At 67.6% G+C, this 22,021-nt stretch carries 22 protein-coding genes; 8 read left to right on the top strand and 14 right to left on the bottom strand.

Features of this window, described 5'->3' with window-relative positions; translation table 11 throughout:
• The first annotated feature begins 80 nt into the window (after positions 1-80).
• From ACOADB_RS23050 to ACOADB_RS23035, 4 genes are read left to right on the top strand one after another with little or no spacing between them, the layout of a single operon-like run.
• The gene (locus ACOADB_RS23050) at positions 81-1,232 is read left to right on the top strand and encodes an acetyl-CoA C-acetyltransferase (protein ID WP_378604190.1); all 1,152 of its coding nucleotides are present in this window, start codon (positions 81-83) and stop codon (positions 1,230-1,232) included.
• 14 nt (positions 1,233-1,246) lie between these two features.
• Positions 1,247-2,404, top strand: coding sequence for an acyl-CoA dehydrogenase family protein (locus ACOADB_RS23045; protein ID WP_378604187.1), 1,158 nt, complete (start codon positions 1,247-1,249; stop codon positions 2,402-2,404).
• Between the two features lie 25 nt (positions 2,405-2,429).
• Positions 2,430-3,128, top strand: coding sequence for a nitroreductase (locus tag ACOADB_RS23040; RefSeq protein WP_378604184.1), 699 nt, complete (start codon positions 2,430-2,432; stop codon positions 3,126-3,128).
• On the top strand, positions 3,125-4,117 hold the full coding sequence (locus ACOADB_RS23035; RefSeq protein WP_378604182.1) for an MBL fold metallo-hydrolase: 993 nt from the start codon (positions 3,125-3,127) through the stop codon (positions 4,115-4,117). The genes ACOADB_RS23040 and ACOADB_RS23035 overlap by 4 nt, the downstream gene beginning before the upstream one ends.
• Before the next feature lie 9 nt (positions 4,118-4,126).
• Here ACOADB_RS23035 and ACOADB_RS23030 read toward each other — a convergent pair whose 3' ends face one another.
• Both ACOADB_RS23030 and ACOADB_RS23025 read right to left on the bottom strand, forming a co-directional pair.
• Complete coding sequence (locus ACOADB_RS23030) at positions 4,127-4,990, bottom strand: SDR family oxidoreductase (protein WP_378604179.1); 864 nt, start codon at positions 4,988-4,990, stop codon at positions 4,127-4,129.
• Positions 4,991-5,134: 144 nt separating this feature from the next.
• The gene (locus ACOADB_RS23025; RefSeq protein ID WP_378604176.1) at positions 5,135-5,539 is read right to left on the bottom strand and encodes an SCP2 sterol-binding domain-containing protein; all 405 of its coding nucleotides are present in this window, start codon (positions 5,537-5,539) and stop codon (positions 5,135-5,137) included.
• A gap of 156 nt (positions 5,540-5,695) precedes the next feature.
• On the opposite strand from ACOADB_RS23025, the gene ACOADB_RS23020 reads away from it, so the two are divergent.
• The gene (locus tag ACOADB_RS23020; RefSeq protein ID WP_378604173.1) at positions 5,696-6,253 is read left to right on the top strand and encodes a TetR/AcrR family transcriptional regulator; all 558 of its coding nucleotides are present in this window, start codon (positions 5,696-5,698) and stop codon (positions 6,251-6,253) included.
• 28 nt (positions 6,254-6,281) lie between these two features.
• Here the strand turns inward: ACOADB_RS23020 and ACOADB_RS23015 are convergent, their stop codons facing one another.
• Genes ACOADB_RS23015 through ACOADB_RS23005 form a run of 3 tightly spaced genes read right to left on the bottom strand, consistent with a single transcriptional unit; the run spans position 6,282 to position 10,498 of the window.
• Positions 6,282-7,673 (bottom strand): aldehyde dehydrogenase family protein, encoded by a 1,392-nt coding sequence (locus ACOADB_RS23015; RefSeq protein ID WP_378604169.1) that lies wholly within the window; start codon positions 7,671-7,673, stop codon positions 6,282-6,284.
• A gap of 24 nt (positions 7,674-7,697) precedes the next feature.
• Positions 7,698-8,960, bottom strand: coding sequence for a cytochrome P450 (locus ACOADB_RS23010; protein WP_378604166.1), 1,263 nt, complete (start codon positions 8,958-8,960; stop codon positions 7,698-7,700).
• Between the two features lie 2 nt (positions 8,961-8,962).
• Positions 8,963-10,498 carry an acyl-CoA synthetase gene (locus ACOADB_RS23005; RefSeq protein ID WP_378604163.1) on the bottom strand — a complete coding sequence of 512 codons (1,536 nt, stop codon included), beginning with the start codon at positions 10,496-10,498 and terminating at the stop codon, positions 8,963-8,965.
• A gap of 183 nt (positions 10,499-10,681) precedes the next feature.
• On the opposite strand from ACOADB_RS23005, the gene ACOADB_RS23000 reads away from it, so the two are divergent.
• Both ACOADB_RS23000 and ACOADB_RS22995 read left to right on the top strand, forming a co-directional pair.
• The gene (locus tag ACOADB_RS23000; RefSeq protein ID WP_378604160.1) at positions 10,682-11,524 is read left to right on the top strand and encodes an SDR family oxidoreductase; all 843 of its coding nucleotides are present in this window, start codon (positions 10,682-10,684) and stop codon (positions 11,522-11,524) included.
• Between the two features lie 2 nt (positions 11,525-11,526).
• The gene (locus ACOADB_RS22995) at positions 11,527-13,062 is read left to right on the top strand and encodes an acyl-CoA carboxylase subunit beta (protein ID WP_378604157.1); all 1,536 of its coding nucleotides are present in this window, start codon (positions 11,527-11,529) and stop codon (positions 13,060-13,062) included.
• Between the two features lie 434 nt (positions 13,063-13,496).
• Here ACOADB_RS22995 and npdG read toward each other — a convergent pair whose 3' ends face one another.
• From npdG to ACOADB_RS22980, 3 genes are read right to left on the bottom strand one after another with little or no spacing between them, the layout of a single operon-like run.
• Positions 13,497-14,162: an NADPH-dependent F420 reductase gene (gene npdG / locus ACOADB_RS22990; RefSeq protein WP_378604154.1), complete on the bottom strand. Its 666-nt coding sequence runs from the start codon at positions 14,160-14,162 to the stop codon at positions 13,497-13,499.
• Between the two features lie 28 nt (positions 14,163-14,190).
• Positions 14,191-15,225 (bottom strand): phosphotransferase family protein, encoded by a 1,035-nt coding sequence (locus ACOADB_RS22985; protein WP_378604151.1) that lies wholly within the window; start codon positions 15,223-15,225, stop codon positions 14,191-14,193.
• Positions 15,225-16,403 carry an acyl-CoA dehydrogenase family protein gene (locus tag ACOADB_RS22980; RefSeq protein ID WP_378604148.1) on the bottom strand — a complete coding sequence of 393 codons (1,179 nt, stop codon included), beginning with the start codon at positions 16,401-16,403 and terminating at the stop codon, positions 15,225-15,227. Before ACOADB_RS22980 ends, ACOADB_RS22985 begins: the two co-directional genes overlap by 1 nt.
• Before the next feature lie 149 nt (positions 16,404-16,552).
• On the opposite strand from ACOADB_RS22980, the gene ACOADB_RS22975 reads away from it, so the two are divergent.
• Positions 16,553-17,299: an SDR family NAD(P)-dependent oxidoreductase gene (locus tag ACOADB_RS22975; RefSeq protein WP_378604145.1), complete on the top strand. Its 747-nt coding sequence runs from the start codon at positions 16,553-16,555 to the stop codon at positions 17,297-17,299.
• Here ACOADB_RS22975 and ACOADB_RS22970 read toward each other — a convergent pair.
• The 6 genes from ACOADB_RS22970 to ACOADB_RS22945 form a co-directional block, all read right to left on the bottom strand.
• Complete coding sequence (locus tag ACOADB_RS22970; protein ID WP_378604142.1) at positions 17,287-18,555, bottom strand: NAD(P)/FAD-dependent oxidoreductase; 1,269 nt, start codon at positions 18,553-18,555, stop codon at positions 17,287-17,289. The two genes, ACOADB_RS22975 and ACOADB_RS22970, sit on opposite strands and share 13 nt — an antisense overlap.
• A gap of 3 nt (positions 18,556-18,558) precedes the next feature.
• On the bottom strand, positions 18,559-18,885 hold the full coding sequence (locus ACOADB_RS22965) for a 2Fe-2S iron-sulfur cluster-binding protein (protein ID WP_378604139.1): 327 nt from the start codon (positions 18,883-18,885) through the stop codon (positions 18,559-18,561).
• A 74-nt stretch (positions 18,886-18,959) separates the two neighbouring features.
• Positions 18,960-20,204, bottom strand: a complete 1,245-nt coding sequence (locus ACOADB_RS22960; RefSeq protein ID WP_378604136.1) for a cytochrome P450 — start codon at positions 20,202-20,204, stop codon at positions 18,960-18,962.
• Positions 20,205-20,380: 176 nt separating this feature from the next.
• Positions 20,381-21,148 carry an SDR family NAD(P)-dependent oxidoreductase gene (locus ACOADB_RS22955; RefSeq protein ID WP_378604132.1) on the bottom strand — a complete coding sequence of 256 codons (768 nt, stop codon included), beginning with the start codon at positions 21,146-21,148 and terminating at the stop codon, positions 20,381-20,383.
• 105 nt (positions 21,149-21,253) lie between these two features.
• On the bottom strand, positions 21,254-21,586 hold the full coding sequence (gene trxA, locus ACOADB_RS22950; RefSeq protein ID WP_378604324.1) for a thioredoxin: 333 nt from the start codon (positions 21,584-21,586) through the stop codon (positions 21,254-21,256).
• 68 nt (positions 21,587-21,654) lie between these two features.
• A partial coding sequence (locus ACOADB_RS22945; protein ID WP_378604129.1) for an FAD-dependent oxidoreductase occupies positions 21,655-22,021 on the bottom strand: 367 nt, incomplete at its 5' end.

The following is a 22,021-nucleotide window of genomic DNA, read 5'->3' as shown; positions in this document are numbered from 1 at the left end:
GTCTCGCTCGGTCAACCATAGATTTTGAATCCAAACTAAATTATAGTCTGGATTCAAGAACGTCAACACAGGAGGAATCCATGTCCGAGGCCTACATCGTCGAAGCCGTGCGCACGCCCGTTGGGCGACGCAAGGGCGGATTCGCCGACGTCCACCCCGCCGACCTCGCCGCGCACTCGCTCAAGGAGCTCGTCGCGCGCGCCGGAGTCGACCCGGCGGCCGTCGAGGACGTCGTCCTCGGCTGCCTCGACAACATCGGCGCCCAGGCCGGCGACATCGCCCGTACTTCCGCCCTCGCGGCTGGCTTCCCCGAGACCGTGCCCGGCGTGACGATCGACCGCCAGTGCGGTTCCGCGCAGCAGGCGGTGAGCTTTGCCGCCATGGGCGTCAAGAGCGGGATGCAGGACCTCGTCATCGCCGGCGGCGTCCAGAAGATGAGCCAGTTCCCGATCCTCTGCGCCTTCGCTGCAGGAGAGCCCTACGGATCCATCGACCCGTGGACCGACAACCAGGGCTGGCAGGCGCGCTACCCCGGCGAGGAGATCTCCCAGTTCCGCGGCGCCGAGATGATGGCCGCCCACTGGAAGCTCACCCGCGACGACTGTGAGGAGTGGGCCTTCCAGAGCCACCAGCGCGCGCTGGCCGCGATCGACGCGGGCTACTTCGACAAGGAGATCGCCGCGTTCGCCGGCGTCACCACCGACGAGGGCCCGCGCCGCGACACCACGCGCGAGAAGATGGCGACCCTCCAGACCCTGGTCCCGGACGGCGTCCTGACCGCCGGTGTCGCGTCCCAGATCTCCGACGCCTCGGCTGCCCTCCTCATCGCTTCCGACGCGGCAGTCAAGGAACACGGCCTCACGCCGCGGGCCCGGATCCACCACGCCTCGGTGCGCGGCGACGACCCGGTGATGATGCTGTCCGCGCCGATCGCGGCGACGCAGTACGCCCTGAAGAAGGCCGGCCTGACCATCGACGACATCGACGTCGTCGAGATCAACGAGGCATTCGCCCCGGTCGTCCTCGCGTGGAACCACGAGCTCAACGCCGACCCGGCCAAGGTCAACCCCAACGGTGGCGCGATCGCCCTCGGCCACCCGATCGGCGCCACCGGCGCCCGGCTGATGGTCTCGATGCTGCACGAGCTCGAGCGCACCGGCGGCCGTTACGGCCTGCAGACCATGTGCGAGGGCGGCGGCCAGGCCAACGTCACCATCATCGAGCGTCTCTGAGAGCGGGCAGGACGATGGAACGCACCCTCTTCAACGAGGACCACGAGTCCTATCGCGCCACCGTGCGGGAGTTCCTCGCCCGCGAGGTGATCCCGCACAAGGACCAGTGGGACGACGAACGCTGGATCCCGCGCGAGGTCTTCAAGGCGGCGGCCGAAGCCGGCCTCTACGGCCTCCAGATCCCCGAGGAGTACGGCGGCAGCGGGGTCAGCGACTACCGCTACCGCCTGGTCGTCGGCGAGGAGGTCGCCCGCGCCAACGCGATCTCGTTCAGCGTCACGCTGGGCCTGCAGGACGATCTCTTCCTCGCCTACCTGCTGGGCCGCGCCGACGACGAGCAGAAGAAGCGCTGGCTCCCCGGCTTCGCCGCCGGCGACCTGATCGGCGCGCTGGCCATGACCGAGCCCGGCACGGGCAGCGACCTCCAGGGCATCCGCACCTCGGCTCGCCGCGACGGCGACCACTTCGTCGTCAACGGCCAGAAGACGTTCATCTCCAGCGGCATCATGGCCGACCTGATCGTGCTCGCGGTCCGGACCGACCCCGAAGGTGGCTCCAACGGCTTCAGCCTCCTGATGGTGGAGGCGGACAAGACGCCCGGGTTCGAGCGTGGCCGCAAGCTCGACAAGATCGGGCTGCCCGCGCAGGACACGGCCGAGTTGTTCTTCACCGACGCCCGCGTGCCGGTGGAGAACCTGCTGGGCGAGGAGGGCCAGGGCCTGAAGTACCTGATGAGCCACCTGCCCCGCGAGCGCCTCGGCGTCGCCAACCAGTCGATCACCACGGCGCGGGCGACGCTCGACCAGACGATCGCCTACCTCAAGGACCGCACGGCCTTCGGCAAGCGGCTGATCGACTTCCAGAACACCCGCTTCGAGCTGGCCGAGATGGACACCGAGCTCGACGTCGCGCAGGCGTACGTCGACGCGTCGGTGCTCGCCTTCAACGCGGGCACGCTCACGCCGGTCGAGGCCGCCAAGGGCAAGTGGTACGTCAGCGAGCTGCAGAAGCGCGTCATCGACCGCTGCCTCCAGCTCCACGGTGGCTACGGATTCATGCGTGAGTACGCCGTCGGCAAGGCCTACATCGACACCCGGATCCAGACCATCTACGGCGGAACCACCGAGATCATGAAGGAGATCATCGGCCGCGACATCGCCGGTGGTCGCTGACAACCCTCGATACCCTGAGGACCTGATGACCACCGACACCACGACCGCCGACACCACGACCGCCGACACACTCGAAGTGGTCCTCTCCTCCCGCTACAGCTGCCGCGGATTCCTTCCGCAAACCGTCGACCCCACCGACCTGCGCCGCCTCTTCACGATGGCCCAGCGCACGGCTTCGTGGTGCAACTCGCAGGCCTGGCAGGTCGAGCTCCTCGACGGCGACGCCGTGACCGCACTGTCCGAGCGACTGCTCGCCCACGTCCCCGTTTCCGCCGAGTCACCGGACATTCCGGGGCCCGAGCGCTACGAGGGGGTCTACCAGGACCGCCGCCGGGCCTGCGGATTCGAGCTCTACAACGCACTCGGCATCGCACGTGAGGACCAGACCGGACGCCTGATGCAGATGCTGGAGAACTTCCGGTTCTTCGGTGCACCGCACGTCGCCATCATCACCAGTCCGAAGGCGCTCGGCACGTACGGCGTCATGGACTGTGGCGGCTACGTCGCCACGTTGCTCACGGCGGCCGAGTCGCTCGGCATCAACGCGATCGCCCAGGCGGCCATCGCGATGTACGCCGACGTCGTTCGCTCCGAGCTCGGCATCCCGGAGGACCGGTCGGTCGTCTGCGCGGTCTCGCTCGGGTACGCCGACCCGGACCACGCGGCCAACACCTTCCGCACCGCGCGAGCCGACGTGGACATGGCCGTCACTGGCCTGCCATGACACTGACTCGCATCACCGAGCGGGTCACTGCGATCGATCTGCCGCTGCCACTGGAGGGGCTCACCAGCGTCAACTGCTACGTCCTGCGGGGTGATCAGGAGACGGTGCTGGTCGACCCCGGCTGGGCGTCTCCTGAGTCCGAGCGGGCCCTGCTCGACGCCTTGGCGGAGCTCGGCCTTGCGCGCGCGGACATCGGCCGCGTCCTGACGACCCACCACCACTGGGACCACTACACGCAGGCGATCACCTGGCAACGCAGGCACGGGATCCCCGTCCACCTCGGCCGTGGCGACGAACCCAGCATCAACGCCTGGCACACCCTCGAGGGCGCGTTCCCCCGTCAGGTCGACCTGCTCCGGCAGGCCGGAGCGGCAGCGATGGCCGCAGAGGTCCTGGCCATGCCGGCCGAGGTGCACGAGCAGGACATGGCCTTCGACCTGCCCGCGGGCTGGATCGACGACGGCGACGGGTTCGATCTCGGTGGCCTCACGGTCCGCGCCCTGGCCACCCCGGGGCACACGCGCGGCCACGTCTGCTTCGAGATCGTCGGCGAGGACCTGCTGCTGAGCGGCGACCACGTCCTGCCGCGGATCACGCCATCGATCGCCTACGAGCGCGAACCGTCCGCGGACTCCCTGACGTCGTACCTCGGCTCGTTGCGGCTGGTCGCCGACCTCTCCGAGGCCCGCCTGCTCCCCGCGCACGGCGCCATCGGCGACAGTGCGGCGCTCCGCGCCAAGGAACTGATCACCCACCACGACGAGCGACTCGACGTCATCCGCGACCTGGTCGACCGTGGTCACTCGACCGCGCACGACATCGCCGCCGCGATGACGTGGACCCGACGCGAGCGCCGCCTCGAGGAGCTGGAACTCATCCACCGGATGACCGCCGTGCTCGAGGTCGCCGCCCACCTGACGGTGCTGCGACAAGACGGCCACGTCACCCTTGAGGCGAACTCCGGCGTCGAGCACCACACCGTGGCCTGACCGGCCGGGTCAGCCGACGGGGTTCTTGCCCACCGTCACGTCGTCGAGGTCGGCGATGTCGCTCCACCGCTCGGACACCTCACGCAGCGTGGGCGGCTCGGTGAAGACTGCGCCCTTGTTCTGGAACTGGGCGACCCGATAGACCTGCCCGCCTCCGGCCACGAAGACCGCGCCGGTGTCAGTGGACTCCTCGGTGAGCAGGTAGGCCACCACCGGCGAGACGTACGACGGCGGGAGCTTGTCGAGCAGCTCTTGCGGCGCAATGTCCGCGGTCATCCGCGTGGCGGCCATGGGGGCGATCGCGTTGACGTGGATTCCGTCGCGGGCGCCCTCGATCGCGAGCGTGTTGAGCAGACCGACCAGTCCCGCCTTCGCGGCGCCGTAGTTGGCCTGGCCGAAGTTGCCGAACAGGCCACTGGTGGAGGTCGCCATCACGATCCGGCCGAAGCCCTGCTCCCGGAAGTACGGCCACACGGCCTTGCTCATGAAGTAGCCGCCATCGAGGTGCACCGCCTGCACGAGCTTCCAGGCATCGGTGTCCATCTTCGAGAACGACGTGTCGCGCAGGATCCCGGCGTTGTTGACCAGGCCGTGCACGGCGCCGAAGGCGTCGATGGCGGTGGCGACGATGGCCGCAGCACCCTCCTCGGTGGCGACGCTGTCGTAGTTGGCGACGGCCTCGCCGCCGGCGGAACGGATCTCCTCGACCACGACGTCGGCCATCGTCGTACCGGCGCCACTGCCGTCCCGGGAGCCACCGAGGTCATTGACCACGACCTTCGCCCCCACGCTCGCCAGGAAGAGCGCGTACTCGCGCCCGAGTCCGCCGCCTGCGCCGGTCACGATGACGACCCGGCCTTCCACTCCTGCCACTGTCCACCCCTCGGGTTACGATTCATTTTTGAATACAGATTAAGAATACTGGAACGGCAGCCCGTCCGCCACCGCGGGCAGGGTCGAAAAATGGAAATCCTGCGGCCCGGGTTTCCCCCACCGGGCCGCAGGATGCTGGATGGGTCAGACGACGACGAGGTCGTCGCGACCGGCCGCCTGCAGGGTGGCGACGTACTTCGGGAAGAGCTTCTTGCCGAGCGGGGCCAGCTTGAGCAGGCTCGCGACGTTGCCGTCGACCTTGATCTTGCCGCGCGCCATCGAGAGGGGCAGGTTGACCTTGCCCTGCCAGTAGGCGCTGCCGAGCTCGGCCGTCATGCGCATGGTCGCCACCGGGGCGGCCATGCCTTCACCCGGGCCGATCTCCTGCTTGCCCATGTCGATCACCAGGTCGGTGTCCGGGTCGGAGAAGACGAACTTCACGACGATGCCGGTCGCTTCCATCTTCGGCCCGATCTCGGGGTCGTCGAACCCAGCCTGGAACACGCTGCCGATGTAGTGGCGAACCTCGTCCGCATCCTTGAAGGCCATCACTGGGCCCCTTCCCCTTCGGGAGCCACCCGGCGTGCGCTCCTTCACGGGAACAACCGTAACATAAGTTAGGTTATGGTGAAAGCGTTGCGCCCCACCCGGTCCGCGGCGTTGTGGAACCACCTACGATGACCGTCGACAGTCGAGGAGAATCCGATGACCGAACGTCCGGTCCGCCGCAACGAGGCACTGCGTGCTTCCTGGTTCGAGGGCGCCAACGAGATCCTGGCGACCGATGGCTACGGCGCCTTGAAGCTCGCCCCCCTGTGCAAGAAGCTCGGTGTCACGACCGGCTCGTTCTACCACTCGTTCGACAACTGGCAGGACTTCACCGACGCGCTGCTCGACGCCTGGCTGCACGACCGCACCCAGCAGACCGTCGAGATCGTCAGCAAGACCGAAGACCCGGTCGACCGTCTGCTGCAGCTCGCCGACGCCACCACTGAGCTCCTGCACCAGAGCGAGGCGGCCATCCGGGTCTGGGCGGGCACGGACGAGCGGGTGGCGATCGTCCAGCGCAAGGTCGACGAAGGCCGCTACCAGGTGGTCCTTGAGGCGATGACGCAGATCGTCGGCCCCGAGCGCGCCGAGAGGTACACGCTCTGGGGCCTGAGCACCCTGATCGGCTACGAGATGATCTCCGCCGAGCACGGCAACGAGCACCTGCTCTGGTCGCTGCAAAGCGTTCTGGCCGCCGCCCAGGCCGACGCCTGAGCGGCGGCCAGGGCCGACCACATCGGGCTCAGAACAAACGGCGCATGAGCGCGCGTGCCTTCGGGCCGTACGGCGGGTAGACCAGCGACGGATCCGGCCGGAAGCCCTTCACGGCCACCGACTTGCGGTGACTGAGGGCCTGGAAGCCCCACTCGCCGTGGTACGCACCCATGCCGCTCGCTCCGACGCCACCGAAGGGCAGGCTCGGAATGAGGTAGTGGATCGCGCAGTGGTTCACCACGGCTCCACCCGCAGGGACCTGCTCGACGATCCGGTCAGCGATCGCACGGTCCTTGCTGAACACGTACAGGCCAAGCGGCTTGGGCCGTGCGTTGACGAAGCCAATGACCTCGTCGATGGACTCGAAGCTGCGCACCGGGAGGATCGGACCGAAGATCTCCTCGGTCATGGCCGGTTCGTCGGGGTCTGGATCGACCAGGATCGTCGGCTCGATGGTGAGCGCCTTCGCGTCCGTGCCTCCACCCGCGACGACCGTGCCCTTGGTGCTCGCCAGGTATCCGGCCAACCGGTCGAACTGGCGCTGGTTGACGATCCGCTTCGGACCCTCGTCGGCGGTGAAGGTCGCGATCGTGTCGCGGATCCTCGCGACCAGTTGCTCCTTGACCGACTCGTGCACGAGCACGTAGTCGGGCGCGATGCAGGTCTGGCCGGAGTTCATCAGCTTGACCCAGGCGATCCGGCGGGCGACGACATCGAGGTCGGCGTCGGCGGTCACGATCGCGGGGCTCTTGCCGCCGAGCTCGAGGATGACCGGCGTCAGGGTGTCCGCTGCTCCGGCCATGATCTTGCGACCGATCTCGGTGCCGCCCGTGAAGAAGGCGTGGTCGAAGCCGAGCGCGAGGAGCGCCTGGGTGACGACCCCGTCGCCCTCGACGACCGCGACGGCGTCCTTGTCCAGGTACTCGGGCAACGCCTCAGCCATCAGGCGCGATGTCGCTGGCGCAACCTCTGACGGCTTGAGGACCACGCAGTTGCCAGCGGCGAGTGCCGCGACCATCGGGCCGAGCGACAGGTTGACCGGGTAGTTCCACGGGCCGATCACCAGGGCCACGCCGAGCGGCTCGTACTGGATGCGTGCGCTCGCCGGCATCTGGGTCAGCGGAACCCGGCGACGCTGCGGGCGCATCCACCGCTTGAGGTGCTTGATGGCCAGCTCAGCCTCACCCTTGGGCGGTGCGATGTCGCCGAACCATGCCTCGAACGAGCTCCGGCCCAGGTCGGCGGCCAGCGCCTCGGCGATGTCGGTCTCGCGCTCGGCGCAGAACCGCAGCAGGCCTTCGAGCTGCGCCTTGCGCCACTCGTAGGTGCGGGTGCGTCCGGTCGCGTACGTCGCGCGGAGCCGGCCCATGAGGGCATCGAGCTCGGCGGTGTTGCCCTTCACGGAAGGGGTGGCAGTCATGGCGATTCTCCGATCACTGCAGGATCATTTGAGGGTGTAGGGCATCCGCTTGACGGCGCGGACGAAGTTGCCGACGAGGTACTCCGGCTCGCCCAGCACCAGGTTCGGAGCGCGATGCAGGAGGTTGTCGAAGATCTCGCGCAGCTGGATCTTGGCGACGAAGTTGCCCATGCAGAAGTGCGGCCCGCCGCCACCGAACCCGACATGCGGGTTGGGGTCGCGCAGGATGTCGAAGACGTCGGCGTTCTCGAAGACGTTCTCGTCCCGGTTGCCCGAGGAGTAGATCATCGCGATCCAGTCTCCTGCCTTGATCTGCTGGCCGCCGAGCACGGTGTCCTGCGTCGCCGTACGACGGAAGGTCATCACCGGGGACGCCCACCGGACGAACTCCTCGATCGCCGTACCGATGCGGCCCTCGTAGTCCTCCAGGAGCAGCGCCTTCTGCTCGGGGAACTGCTGCAGTGCCCGCATGGTGAGGCTGATCGAGTTGCGGGTCGTGTCGTTGCCCGCCACCGAGAGGAGCACGAAGAACGCGCCGATCTCGTCATCGGTGAGCTTCTGCCCGTCGACCTCGGCGTTGACCAGTCCGGTCATCAGGTCGTCCTGCGGGTTGTTCCGGCGCTCCTCGGCCAGCTCCATCCCCATCATGAGCAGTCCGACGAGGGACTCGTTGAGGACCTCGCCCGGCTCGCGACCTGCGGCCACCTCCTCGTCCGCCCAGGAGACCATGCCGTCGGCATGGTGGGCAGCCTCGAGCCGCTTCTCGACGTCGGTCAGCCCGACCATCTCGTAGATGGTCCACATCGGCAGCCGCTTCGAGACCATCTCGACGAAGTCACCCTCGGGGTGCTCGAGCAGGTTGGTCACGATGTCGTGGGCCTGGCGCTTGATCTGGTCCTCGATCGCCTTGACCCGCTTGGGCGTGAAGGCGGAGCTGACCAATCGGCGCAGCACCGGGTGCCGCGGAGCGTCCATGCCGAGGAAGCTGCCTGCCGCCTCATTGACGTCCTCGGGAACCTCTTCCATCTGGAATCCCTGACCAGAACAGAAGAGCTGGGTGTTCTTGCTGACCTCCTGGATCAGCGCGTGGCTGGTCACCACCCAGACGCCCTCGTTCTCCGAGGGGATGAGGGCGCCCTCGATGGGCCGGTGCCAGCTGATCGGCGCCTCGGCGCGCAGCTTCTGGAAGGTGAGCTCACGCTCCTCGGCCGTGCCGGCCCAGAAGGCCAGCTCGGAAATGCTGTCGGGGTGGAAGGTGCGGGCAGCGCCGCCGTCGGTGATGGTCATGTTCAGACTCCAGAGGGAACGTAGAGCTTCTCGAGCTCGCGCTTGACGAGCTTGCCGGTGGGGAGCCGAGGGATCTCGGCGATGAAGTCGACGGTGCGCGGCGCCTTGAAGCGGGCGATCCGTTCACGGGTGTAGTCGATGAGTTCCTGGGCCAGCTCATCCGAAGCAGCGGACGGGTCCTTGAGCTGGACGACCGCCTTGACCTGCTGGCCCATCTCGTCGTCGGGCACGCCGATCACCGCGACGTCGTAGATCGCGGGATGCAGGGTGAGCACGGCCTCGACCTCGGCCGGGTAGATGTTCACGCCGCCCGAGATGATCGTGAATGCCTTGCGGTCGGTCAGGAAGAGGTAGCCGTCCTCGTCGAGGTAGCCCAGGTCGCCGACCGCGGTCCACGTGTCGTGCTGTGGGTGCGTCGCCTCGGCCGTCTTCTCGGGGTCGTTGTGGTACTCGAAGGGGCGGAAGTCCCGCTCGAAGTAGACCGTGCCGACCTCGCCGGCGGGGAGCTCGTTGCCCTCGTCGTCACAGATGTGAGCGACGCCGATCATCGCCTTGCCGACCGTCCCGCGCTTGTTGAGCCACTCGGGCGAGGAGACGAAGGTGATGCCGTTCTGCTCCGTCGAGCCGTAGTACTCGAAGACCACGGGGCCCCACCAGTCGATCATCGCCTGCTTGACGTCGGGCGGACAGGGAGCCGCGGCGTGCACCGCGAGCCGCAGGGTGTCGTGGGCGTACTTCGCGCGGGCCTCCTCGGGGAGCTGGAGCATCCGCACGAACATCGTGGGGACGAACTGCGCGCAGGTGACCCCGAACTTCTCGATCGCGGCCAGGGCTCCCTCGGCGTCGAACTTCTCCATCATCACCACCGTGCCGCCCAGTGAGTGCACGGCGCCGCTCCACTTGAGCGGGGCTGCGTGGTAGATCGGGGCCGGCTGGAGGTAGACGTCGCCGGGGCCGACCTTGAAGGGGCCACCGAGCAGGCCGGCGATCGGGTCGCCGGGCTGGTCGACCTGGATCGGCAGCATGGCCTGCTTGACGCCCTTCGGGCGTCCGGTGGTGCCGGAGGAGTACATCATGTCCGAGCCGCGGGGCTGGTCGGTGAGCCGCTCCCCCGCGCCCGCGATCAGGTCGTCGTACGACGCGAAGCCGGTGACCTCTCCGCCGAAGGCGAACGCGTGGGCGACGTCGGGGACGAGCTCCCGGACGCGGCCGGCTACCGGCACGGCCGCGGAGACGATCAGTGCGGAGGCGCCGCTGTCCTGGACGATGTAGGCGACCTCGTCGGCAGAGAGGCTCCGGTTGACCGGCGTGATGTAGAGCCCGGAGCGCATGCAGGCCCAGTAGATCTCGAAGCACTCGACCGCGTTGTCGGTGAGCATCGCGACGACGTCACCCTTGCGCAGGCCGAGGCCATGGAGGGCGCTGGCGAGAGCCGCCGAGCGGTCGTCGAGCTGGCCGTAGGTCAGCGTCCGACCCGAGCCGGCCATCACGACAGCCGGGTGGTCGGGGTTGGTCGCGGCGTGGACTCCTGGGTACATCGGGCACCTTCCGAATTCGCATAGAGATCAGGTTCCAACCTCCACTCCGGCGACCGACCCGGGAATCAGCGGCCTGTGTGAGGTGTCACAAAGTACCGTAACCTGAGTTATGCTGGGCGTCCAGAGTTCGCCTTGTCACATCGCGACTTTTCTGATTCTCTTTTAAAAACCACTGGAGGCGACATGAGCTCATCGACCGGAATCCGCACCCTGGGCGGGAAGCGGATCGCGATCACCGGCGCGGGCCGCGGCATCGGGCGCGCCACTGCCGCGGAGCTGCACCGCCGCGGCGCGCTCGTGGCGATCGGCGACATCGACACCGACGCCGCCAAGGACGCGGCCACCTCCATCGGCAGCGACGTGACGGCGCACCACATCGACGTCACCGACAGCGAGTCGTTCGCGAGCTTCCTCGCCGACGCCAAGCAGGCGATGGGCGGCCTCGACGTGCTCATCAACAACGCCGGTGTGATGCCGATCGGCCACTTCCTCGACATCCCCGAGGCGACCGTGCGCCGCGCGACCGAGATCAACCTGCTCGGCCCGACCCTCGGCATGCGCGCTGCACTGCCCGACATGATCGCGAACGGCTCCGGTCACATCGTCAACGTCGCTTCGGTCGCCGGCAAGGCCGCCGTCCCGGGCGGTCTCTACTACTGCTCCCACAAGGCCGGGATCATCGCCCTCACCGAGGGTGCCCGTCTCGAGTTCGGCGCCCGGGGCATCGACTTCACCTGCGTCATGCCCTCCTTCACGAACACCGACCTGGTGGCCGGCACCAAGGGCACCAAGTTCCTCAAGAACGTCGAGCCCGAGGACGTCGCGAAGGGCATCGCCGACGCCATCGAGAAGAAGCACAAGGACATCTACCTTCCGAAGTCGCTGCGCCAGATCACCTTCACCCAGACCCTGACCGGCCGGCGCGTCCGGGACTTCCTCAACCGCCGCCTCGGTGCCTACGACACGTTCCTGGACATCGACCAGTCCCGCCGGGCGGCCTACAACGAGCGGGTCAACAAGAGCTGAGCATGCTCCCGCACGAAGCCGCGACGGCGGCGCTGTACGACGCTGCCCGCCCGGACGCCGTACGCCGACAGCACGCACGCGGCAAGCGGACCGCACGGGAACGGATCGCCCTGCTCGTCGACGACGGCACCTTTCGGGAGATCGGCGCCCTCGCCCGGCCGGAGGCACCGGGCCCCGACGGGCAGCCGATCCTCGCCGACGGCGTCATCATCGGCACGGCACGGATCGACGAACGACCGGTCGTCGTGGTGGCGACCGACTTCATGTCGGCCGGTGGAAGCAACGGCCTGATCGGCAACGAGAAGCAGCGCCGGGCGATGGAGATCGCGGCAACCCGGGGGCATCCGCTCGTGATGCTGTTCGACGGCGGCGGCCACCGGATCCACGAAGGCCTGGACGCCCGCGACTTCGCCGGCGGCTTCGACATCCAGCAGGCGCAGACCCGGCTGAGTGGCTGGGTGCCGATGGTGGCGGCGATCCTCGGGCCGGGCTATGGCCAGCCCACCATCGCCGCGTCGCTGTGCGACTACGTCGTCGCGGTCCGCGGCATCGCGTCCCTCGGGATGGCACCGCCCGCACTGGTGCGAGCGGCGACGGGCGAGGCGACCGACGCGGAGGCCCTCAACGGCCCGGATGCCCAGGCGTCGTACGGCACCATCGACGCGGCCGTGGACACCGAGGAGGAAGCGCTCGAGGCCCTGCGCTGGTACCTCGACCTGCTCCCGTCCAACGCCGAGGCCGAGCTTCCCCGGGAGGTGCCGGCACTCCCGCGGAACGACGCTGCAGCAGCACTCGACGACGCCGTGCCGGCAAACCTGCGGGTCGGCTACGACATGGCCGAGGTGATCGCGGGGATCGTCGACGACGACAGCGTCGTGGAGCTGAAGTCAGCCTTTGCGCCGAACCTGCTCACCGCCCTGGCTCGCATCGAAGGGCGCCCGTTCGGCATCGTCGCCAACCAGCCGCTGTCGAAGGCCGGCATGCTCGACGCTGCGGCCGCGGACAAGGCGGCCCACCTGGTGTCGCTGTGCGACGCATTCGGCCTGCCGATCCTGGTCCTGATGGACCTGCCCGGCATGGCCGTGGGTGCCGAGGCGGAGCATTCCGGCCTGGCCCGCTCCAGCGCCCGGCTCTCCCTCGAGCTCGGGTCCGCCACCGTGCCCACCTTCACCGTCGTCGTCCGCAAGGGGTACGGCGGCGGCTACGTGATGATGTCCGGCGGGCGAACCTTCCACCCCGAGCTGGTCGTCGCCTGGCCACAGGCCGAGACCGCGGTGATGGCCGTCGAGACCGCCGTCGAGCTCGTCTTCCAGCGCGAGCTCGCCGCCGCCGACGATCCCGCTGGTCGTCGTACCGAGCTGATCGAGCAGTACCGAGGACAGCTCGGTGCCGTACGTGGCGCCGAGGGATTCGGGTACGACGCCGTGATCCGCCCGAGCGAGACCCGGGCATGGCTGGCTGACCTGCTGCCCGTCCTCCCGCGCCATCGGCTGATGGACACCTTCACGCCACGCCGCCACGGCGTGGCCCCTCTGTGACCGGGGCACAGCTCGGGAGCAAGTGCAGAAGGCCCACGTCATGCGACGTGGGCCTTCGTGTCTGAACCGATCTGCGCGCCTGTAGGGATTCGAACCCCAAACCTTCTGATCCGTAGTGCGAATCAGAATGTTTTCGAGGTGTCTGGCGCCGACCCGGCACGCTTTCAGCCGACGACCTGATGAGAACAAAATAGCAGGTCAGGGGCGGTTTTCGATCGGCTGGCGAGATGAGTCGACACCAGTCGCCGTGAGTCGCGAGCGACAGCGTCTCGAGAGTTTTTGAGCCGGCGTTGAGCCAGCCGATCTGCTATCTGATCGAGCTCTCGACGTGGGCACCCCCGCGGACCCATCCCGCAATCTCCAGCACGACGACCACACCGAACGCCACGACCGAGCGAAGATCCACTAGGGCACGGCAGTGCTCCTCAGCCGGCTCAGACATCGGTCACCCGAAGGCTCGCGTGAGCCTTGTACCGCTTGTTGATGGCGATCAGGTTGGCCGTCATCGCTTCCACCTGATGGGCATTGCGCAGTTGGCCGCCGAAGATGCCGCGCACGCCGGGCAGGACTCCGGCCAGCGCGATGACCGTCTCCACCGCGTCGTTGTCATCTCCCAGCACGAGGACGTCGGCATCCAGGCTCTGGACGGTCGGATCCTCCAGCAGGGCGGCGCTGAGGTGGTGAAAAGCGGCAACCACAGAACTCTCCGGGAGGAGGGCTCGGGCCTGCTCAGCGGCCGAGCCCTCGAGCACCGGCAGGGCATAGGGACCGCGCTTGTCGAAGCCCAGCGGGTTCACGCAGTCGATGACGATCTTGCCTGCCAGGACACGACGCAACTCCGTCAGCAGCTGGGCATGGCCGTCCCACGGCACGGCGACGATCACGATGTCGGCGGCGACCGCTGCAGCTCGGTTGTCGATTCCCACGACGCCGACGCCGTCGGCCCGCATCTCCTTGGCCACCATCTCTGCCCGAGCCGCGTCGCGACTGCCGAGCACGACCTTCACCCCGCCCATCGCCAGGCGCCGCGCCAGGCCGCGACCTTGCGGCCCGGTCCCGCCGAGTATCGCGATGACGGTCTTGTCGGTGAACTGAGACATGGGGTTCTCCTTTTGCGATGGTGCCCGATCAGACAGCTCGTCTGTTCAGGTAGGTGGAGGCCAGTTCGAGGTAGGGCTCGACGGCCTGTCCTGCGGTGTCGAAGCCGGCGCCTGACCCACTGCCGGCTTGGCGTCGGTGCTCGATCCCGGCGGAGATCACTGCGACCTTGAAGCAGGCCAGCGCTTGGTGGAAGTCCCAGTTCTCGAGCGGGACCCCGCCTGCCTTCTCATAGCCGGCAGCAAGGACTTCTGCGTCGGGCAGTCGGTTGCTGGTCCAGGCGCTCGGGGCGCCGATGACGAGGTCGAACGTCTCGTGGCGGTAGGCGCACATCATCGCCACGTCGGCGATCGGGTCGCCGATGGTCGACAGTTCCCAGTCGATGATGGCCGCAACAGAGCCCGCGGCGGCGGAGTCCGACGCCAACAGGGTGTTGTCGATGCGGTAGTCGCCGTGCACCACGGACGTGAACCGTTGCTCCGGAACCGTGGCCGTCAGTTGCTCGACGACACTGCTGGCCAACGGGCGCAACCGCTCGTCACCCACCGTGTCCCACTGTCCCGACCATCGCCGCAGCTGACGTGCTGCGTAACCGTCGGGTCGGCCGAAGGAACCGAGACCGGCCGCGACGTGGTCGACGCGATGCAGCATCGCGAGCGACTCCAGGAGGCTGTGCACCACCGATGCCAGGGCCTCGTCGTCGTACGTCTCCAGGTCCTCCTGGGTTCGTACGGCGGCGCCGTCGACGAATCCGGACACCGTGAACGGCACACCCAGCACAGACTCGTCCTCGCAGAGGAGTACGGCAGGCGCAACGGGCACCTCGGTGGCCATGAGAGCGGCCGTGACGCGGTGCTCGCGGGCCACGTCATGGGCCGACGCGGTGCGACCGGTGCGCGGCGGTGTCCGCAGGACCCATCGCGACACGTCGTCGGTGATGGCGTAGGTGAGGTTCGAGCGTCCACCCGCGATGAGCACCGACTCGAGGGCTCCGGCGAGGTCGACACCGACCTCGCTCAGCTGCCGGCCAACCGACTCCAATTCGGGAGCAGTCAGGTCACTCATCAGACGTCGCCAGCCAGCCGCCGCACAGCCCGTTTGGCGATCGACCAGCGGTGGACCTCGGACGGACCGTCATAGATGCGGAACGGCCTGATCTCACGGGCGATGCGCGCGACCGGCAGGTCCCGCGAGACGCCGAGTCCGCCACACATCTGGGTGGAGCGGTCCACGACGCGGTGCAGGGCTTCGGCTGCGAAGGTCTTGGCGATCGACGTGGATTCGGATGCACGGCCGCCCTCGTCCAGCTCGCGGCAAGCCACCAGGAGCAGGGCGTTGGTCGCGGCGAGGTCGATCTCGTTGTCCGCGATCATCTGCTGCATCATCCCCAGATCGGCGAGCCGTCCACCGAACGCCTCACGGCCGGCGACATGTCGTACCGCGACCTCGTGAGCACGACGAGCGGCACCCGACCAGCGCATGACGTGGGTCATCCGGGCAGGGCCGAGCCGGACCTGCGCGTAGCGGAACCCCTCGTCGACACCACCCAGGACGTCCTCGTCAGGGACGAAGACGTCAGTGAACCGCATCTCGCAGTGCCCACCGAGCATCGACCGGTCGACCGTCCCGATGTGGCGCCCCACCTCAAGGCCGGGCGCTTCGACAGGCGCGAGGAACATCGTCGCACCACCAAGACCGCCCACCTCACCACTGGTCCGGGCCATCACGATGAAGAACCCGGCACCGTCGGCACCGGTGATGAAGTGCTTGTGACCATTGATGACCCAGCCCCCGTCGACCTTCGTCGCCCGCGTGGCCAGCATCGAGGGGTCAGAGCCAGCACCCGGCGCCGGCTCGGTCATCGCGAACGCCGAACGCACCTGCCCACCGACCAACGGCGCCAGGAAACGCTCACGCTGCGCCGCAGTCGCGACATGGTCGAGCAAATGGATGTTGCCCTCATCCGGGGCGTTGATGTTCAGGGCCATCGGGCCGAAGAGTCCGTAGCCGGCCGCCTCGAAGACGGGGGCACGGTGCACCATGCCGAGACCGAGTCCACCGCAGTCGACCGGGCCGTGCGGCGACAACAGGCCCTCGGCACGCGCCTTGGTCTGGAGTTCAGCGCGAAGACGCTCGCCCCCGGCGAGCTCGACGTCGCCGTCGTGCAGGTCCTCGACAGGCAGAACCTCCCGACGCACGAACTCCTCGGTCGCCGTGACCAGGTCGGTGATCTCGGTGCGCATCCAGCGGCCCCCTCATGTCCAACCGAGCGCTCGCTCGATCCGGGCAAGCGTGACATGGGACCGGTGTAATTACTAGTCACCTGCCGTACTCTAATGTTTCGGTCCCGTCCACAACCGCTGCGACGGGCACAGAGAGGAACGTGACGTCAGTGACGAACCTGATTCCATCCGCACTCGTGACCGGTGCTTCACGAGGTATCGGCCGGTCGATTGCCCTCAGCCTTGCGAAGGCTGGATTCGCACTCACCATCACGTCGCGCCGGGACGAGGCACTCGCCGAGCTCGAGCAAGAACTCCTCGCGGCCGGCGCGCCCTCGGTCTCCAGGAGCCCCGGAGATGTTGCCGATCGCGAACACCTGGCCCACCTCGTCGACTTGCACAGAGCAGAGTTCGGAAGCATGCATGCGCTGGTGATCAATGCTGGCGTCGGAACTGCAGGAAGCATCGCGGACTTCCCACTCGAACGGACGCAGAAGCTCCTCGACGTCAACTTCATCGCCGGTCTGGTCCTGATCCAGCACTCGTTGCCGCTGCTTCGGGCGGGCGCGGCCGAAAGACCTGAGACAGGCGCCAAGATCATCGCTCTGTCGTCCATCACGGGCGCCTACGCCGAGCGCGACCTGGCGACGTACGGAGCCTCCAAGGCGGCACTGCTCTCTCTCGTCGAAACGTTCAACCTCGAGGAGTGCGAAAACGGCGTCACCGCCACAGCATTGGCGCCGGGATACGTCGACACCGAGATGGCAGCCTGGGTGACCGATCGCATCCCCGCATCGACGATGATCCCCGTCGCTGACGTGGTGCGCGTCGTCGACATGTTGCTCTCGTTGAGTCCCGCGAGCGTCATCTCGCGGATGGTGATAGCACGAAGCGGCTCCGGCGGTTACACAGCCTGAGCTCGTGCCGCCTCGAAGATTTCCTTGAGCGGCAGCGACGGATTGCCCAGCAGCTGCGGATCCACCATCACTCGCTCGGTCACCATCTTCTTCGCGACCGCGAAGTCGCGGGGGTTCGACACCACCTCAGCCGCGCGGACCCGGCCGTCCCTCAGGTAGAAGACGGAGATGCTTCTGTCCCGAGTCGGATCACCTCGAGTGATCACTTCATCCTCGGGCCGCGAAAGCCCCACCACCTGCAGTTTGAGATCGAACTGATCGGACCAGAACCACGGAACGGCGGTGTAGGGCGTGGGATTTCCTACGAGCGTCTGTGCCAGGGCGCGCGCCTGCTCACTGCAATTCGGTATGGACTCGAGCCTGCGCGTGCCGCCGACCTCAGCGCACGGATGGCGCGCGACGTCACCGATCGCGAAGATCGAGGGGTCATCTGTCCGCAGGAGATGATCGACGACGACTCCGTCGTCAGTAGTGAGACCGCAAGCCTCCGCAAGGCCGACATCGGGCTCGAGACCGATACCGACGAGACAGAGATCCGTCTCGATCGTCGTGCCGTCGTCGAGCGTGAGCGAAGCCACCCGATCGTCCGACACGTCGAATTCCGCGACGGACCGTCCCGTGAGCACGCGAGTCCCCGCCTCACCGTGCACCCGGGCGAAGAACGACGAGGTCACTCCGGACGTGACGCGAGCAAGGAGACGCTGCTCCCGCTCGACGATCGTCGTCTGCACCCCTAGTGAGCTGGCGACCGCCGCAACCTCGAGTCCGATGTACCCGCCGCCAATGACGGTCATCCGGGCTCCCTGAACGAGATGGGGCCGCAGCTTGTCGGCGTCCTCGAGCGTTCTCAGGTAGTGGACATTCGAGGCCTTTACCAGCTCGCCGCCCGGGTACGACCGTGCTCTTCCCCCGGTTGCCAGCACGAGAGTGTCGTAATCGAGGTGCTGGCCGCCGCTGATTGAGATGCGCTTCCGTGCCCGGTCGATGGACTCGACCTCCGCGTCGTGCACGGCGATGCCGAACCGCTCGTAGGTGTCCGCCGACCGAAGCAGCAGGTCGGACCTCGACTTCTTCCCGAGGAGGTAGGCCTTCGAGAGGGGCGGCCTCGAGTACGGGACGGAGTGCTCACTGCCGATGAGGGTGATCGCCCCTTCGAACTCCGCTTCGCGCAGGTGGGCTACCAGGTCGCCGCCGGCCTGTCCTGCACCGACGACGACGACGTTCCCGTACGGCCGTCCGGGCCGATCGACGTCCATTCGTCACTGACTTTCAGGGATGTGCAGGACGATCCCGTCCGTGTCGGCCGTGCACGTGAGCTGGCAGCTCAGCCGGCTGTGCTCCGTGGGCTCCTCCGCAGTGGCGTCGAGCATCGCCCGCTCGTCCTCGCAGGCCGGCTCCAGACGCGAGGACCAGGACTCTTCGACGAAAACGTGGCACGTCGCGCAGGACAGGTCGCCACCGCACTCACCGACCACTCCGCTGATCAGGTTGTCGATCGCCGCCCGCATCATCGTTGTACCGACCGGCACCTGCACCGGCGTCTGGTGACCGTTCTGGCTGAACACCACGGTGGTTTGGTCGCTCATCAGCTCATGTCCTTGATTTCCAGCCCTGTCCCGATCGTGGTCCACGCGGATCTCGCCGGCGGCCTCCAGCTGCGTCATGGGAGCGACACCGCGACCGGCACCCGCATCAGCTGGTTGACCACGCCACTGGCGCCGCGCTCCGCTTGACCGTCCATCGTGATGGTCACCTGGCGGGCTTGGAGCTCCTCGAGCAGTACACGGAGCTCCAGCTTCGCGAGCATGTGCCCGATGCAGCGATGCGGACCCGCACCGAAGGTGAGCCCGGCAGCGCCGGTCCCGGGGAGTGGCTTGCCGCCCTCCCGGAACGGGTCGAACTCATCGGGGCGCGAGTAGGCAGCGGAGTCGCGATTCGCTGCAGCGAGTACGACGAGGACGGTGTCGCCCTCCTTCACGGCCTGACCGGCGATCTCGGTGTCACAGGTCGCCACGCGCGCGAACCTCATGGCCGGCGTGACGTAGCGAAGGAACTCGTCGACCAGCGCCGCTGACTGTCCCTCCTCCAGGGCCCGCGCAGCGGTGGCTGCGATGGAGGGATCGGTGGCGAGGAGGTGTCCGATGTGGGCGATCGTGGTGTGCGTGGTCTCGAAGCCTGCGCTGAACATCGACGCGCAGTACTGCTGGTACTCGGCGAGGTCGATGTCCCCAGCCTGCCGGGCCTGCGCCAGGACCGTGGTCATGTCGTCAGCCGGGTCCTTGAGCTTGTCCTCCCCCAGGTGAGTCATGAACTCGCCCACCTTCATGAACTCCGCCGTCAGACTCGCGCCGGCGTCCTCGGCGGTCTGGGCGCGGAAGATCGCATACGTGGCCTCGACGATGTAGTCGCGCTGGGCGACGGGGACGCCGAGCACCCGGGCGATGACCTGGGAGGGGATGACCCGAGCCACCTGCTCCACCCACTCAAAGGTTCGCAAGGGGAGAGCGTGGTCGAGCGCCTCGTTGACAACCTCGCGGATCCAGGGCTCGAAATTGGCGACGACCCGCGGGCCGAAAGACTTCGCCGCGGCCCGTCGAACCCGGCTGTGCTCGGGGGGGTCCATGAAGACGATGTTCTTGCCCATCGGCCCCTCCCCGGACGGATTCGGGAGCGGGAACACCGAACCGAACCGCGAGCTGAACCGCCCGGCATCCTGAAGGACCTCGACGACATCGTCGTAGCGAGTGACCAGCCAGAAGCCGTCCTTCAAGGTGCCGGACTCTGCCGGGTGCCAGGGGATGCCGGGAGTTGCTCGCATCTGCTCGTAGAGCTCGTAGGGAACTCCTGCCCGGAACGTCTCGGGATCGGCGAGGTCCGGCATTCCGCTCAGCGGGGTGGTTGTCATGGCGAGGTCCCATCGGTGAAGTAGGCGTTGACTGTCGAAGCTCTGGTGCGCTCCCCGCGGCCGCCGAAGCGACCGCCCGTGTGGCGTAGGTCATACCTTATGCTGACGACTGGCGTCTAGCAATAGGTCGGCCCGGCGGAATCGAACGGCTCGCGGCCCACGAAGCGCCCGCTGGCTCAGACGATCGTGTAGCCGCCGTCGACGACGATGTTCTGGCCGGTGATGAACGACGCATCGTCTGATGCGAGGAAGAGTGCTGCGGCGACCACGTCCTCCTCACGCCCGGTGCGCTTGATGATCTGGTGGTCGAGGTGCCCCTCGATGCCGCCCGGAATCTCCTTGAGGAACTCGGTGACCCCAGTGAGGATGAACCCGGGGCTGATCGAGTTGACGCGGATGCCATTCGGGCCGCCGTCGTTGGCCAGCTCCCGCGTCATCCCGATGACGGCGTGCTTGGTCGCTGCATGCGCGAACCCGCCGGGCGAAGCACGGAGCGCATTGATCCCGTGCGTCGACGCGATGTTGATGATGACGGAGGTCTCCGCAGCTGCCAGGTGGGGCCAGGCCGCACGGCAGGCGTAGAAAACGAGGTCCAGCTCGTTCCTGATGTTCGACCGCCACTGCTCATCGGTCATCCCGGTGATGGATCCGAACTGAGGGGCCGATGCATTGTTGTAGAGGATGTCGATCTTCCCGTACTTGGCACCCGCCTCGTCGACCCAGGAGCTGACGGCGACGGGATCACCCAGGTCCAGAGGAGCGGTGGAGGTCATACTGCCCCCTGCTGCCCGTACCAGCTCGACCGTCTCGGCTGCGCCCTCCACCTTGAGGTCGCAGCCGACGACCATGGCGCCCTCCGCTGCGAAGCGGAGAGCGGCACATCTGCCCTGCCCACCGCCCGTTCCCGTGATCAGTGCAACTTTGCCATCCAGTCGTCCAGCCATGACGCCGTCCTTCCTTGGAATGAGGGTTGATGCGCCGCACCGCTGACCGTCGGAGAATCGGACGGTCAGGTGAGACGCGCGCGGGAGCCTGCGCCTGCCCGCTCGTCAGGCGGTGATGAAGTCCTTGAGCTCTTCAAGCAGGCCAGCCTTCGGCCGGGCGCCGACGATCGATCGCACGACCTGGCCGCCCTGGTAGATCTGGATCGTCGGGATGCCGGTGACGCGGTACGAGGCCGGGGTAACCGGGTTCTCGTCGACGTTCAGCTTGAAGAATCGCATCTGCTCGCCGACCTCAGCAGCGATCTCGTCAAGGATCGGCCCGACCTGACGGCACGGCCCACACCACTCCGCCCAGAAGTCGACGAGCACCGGGAGCTCCGACTGCAGGACCGCGGTCTCGAACTCCGCGTCGGTCACGGCTTGCATGTTGCTCATCAGGATCCTCATCTTCGTTCTCGGGACAGACGTCCCCTTGGCTGGTTCTTTGCCTGGCCGCAGCGGTGCGGTCAGGCGCCCAGGTCCGCGACCACGGCGCCGCGGGCCTGGGCCTCAAGCGCGGAGTGGGCGGCGTGGTCGAGGAAGCCGATGTAGCGCTCCGCGTCGAGGGCGGCGGCACAGCCGGTGCCGGCGGCGGTGATGGCCTGGCGGTAGACGTGGTCGACCAGGTCGCCGGCGGCGAACACGCCGTCGATGTTGGTCGCGGTCGAGCCGGGCTTGACCAGCACGTAGCCGTTGTCGTCGAGGTCGACCTGGCCGACCAGCAGCTCGGAGCGAGGCTCGTGGCCGATCGCGATGAACAGGCCGGTCGCGGGGATCTCGCTGAGCTCGCCGGTGACGGTGTCCTTGAGGGTCAGCGACTCCAGGGATTCGGTG

It is taken from the genome of Nocardioides sp. CPCC 206348, assembly GCF_048654705.1.
GTDB lineage: Bacteria > Actinomycetota > Actinomycetes > Propionibacteriales > Nocardioidaceae > Nocardioides.
The sequence above is the reverse complement of the archived record's forward strand: the minus strand, read 5'-3'. Positions and strand labels throughout refer to the sequence as shown.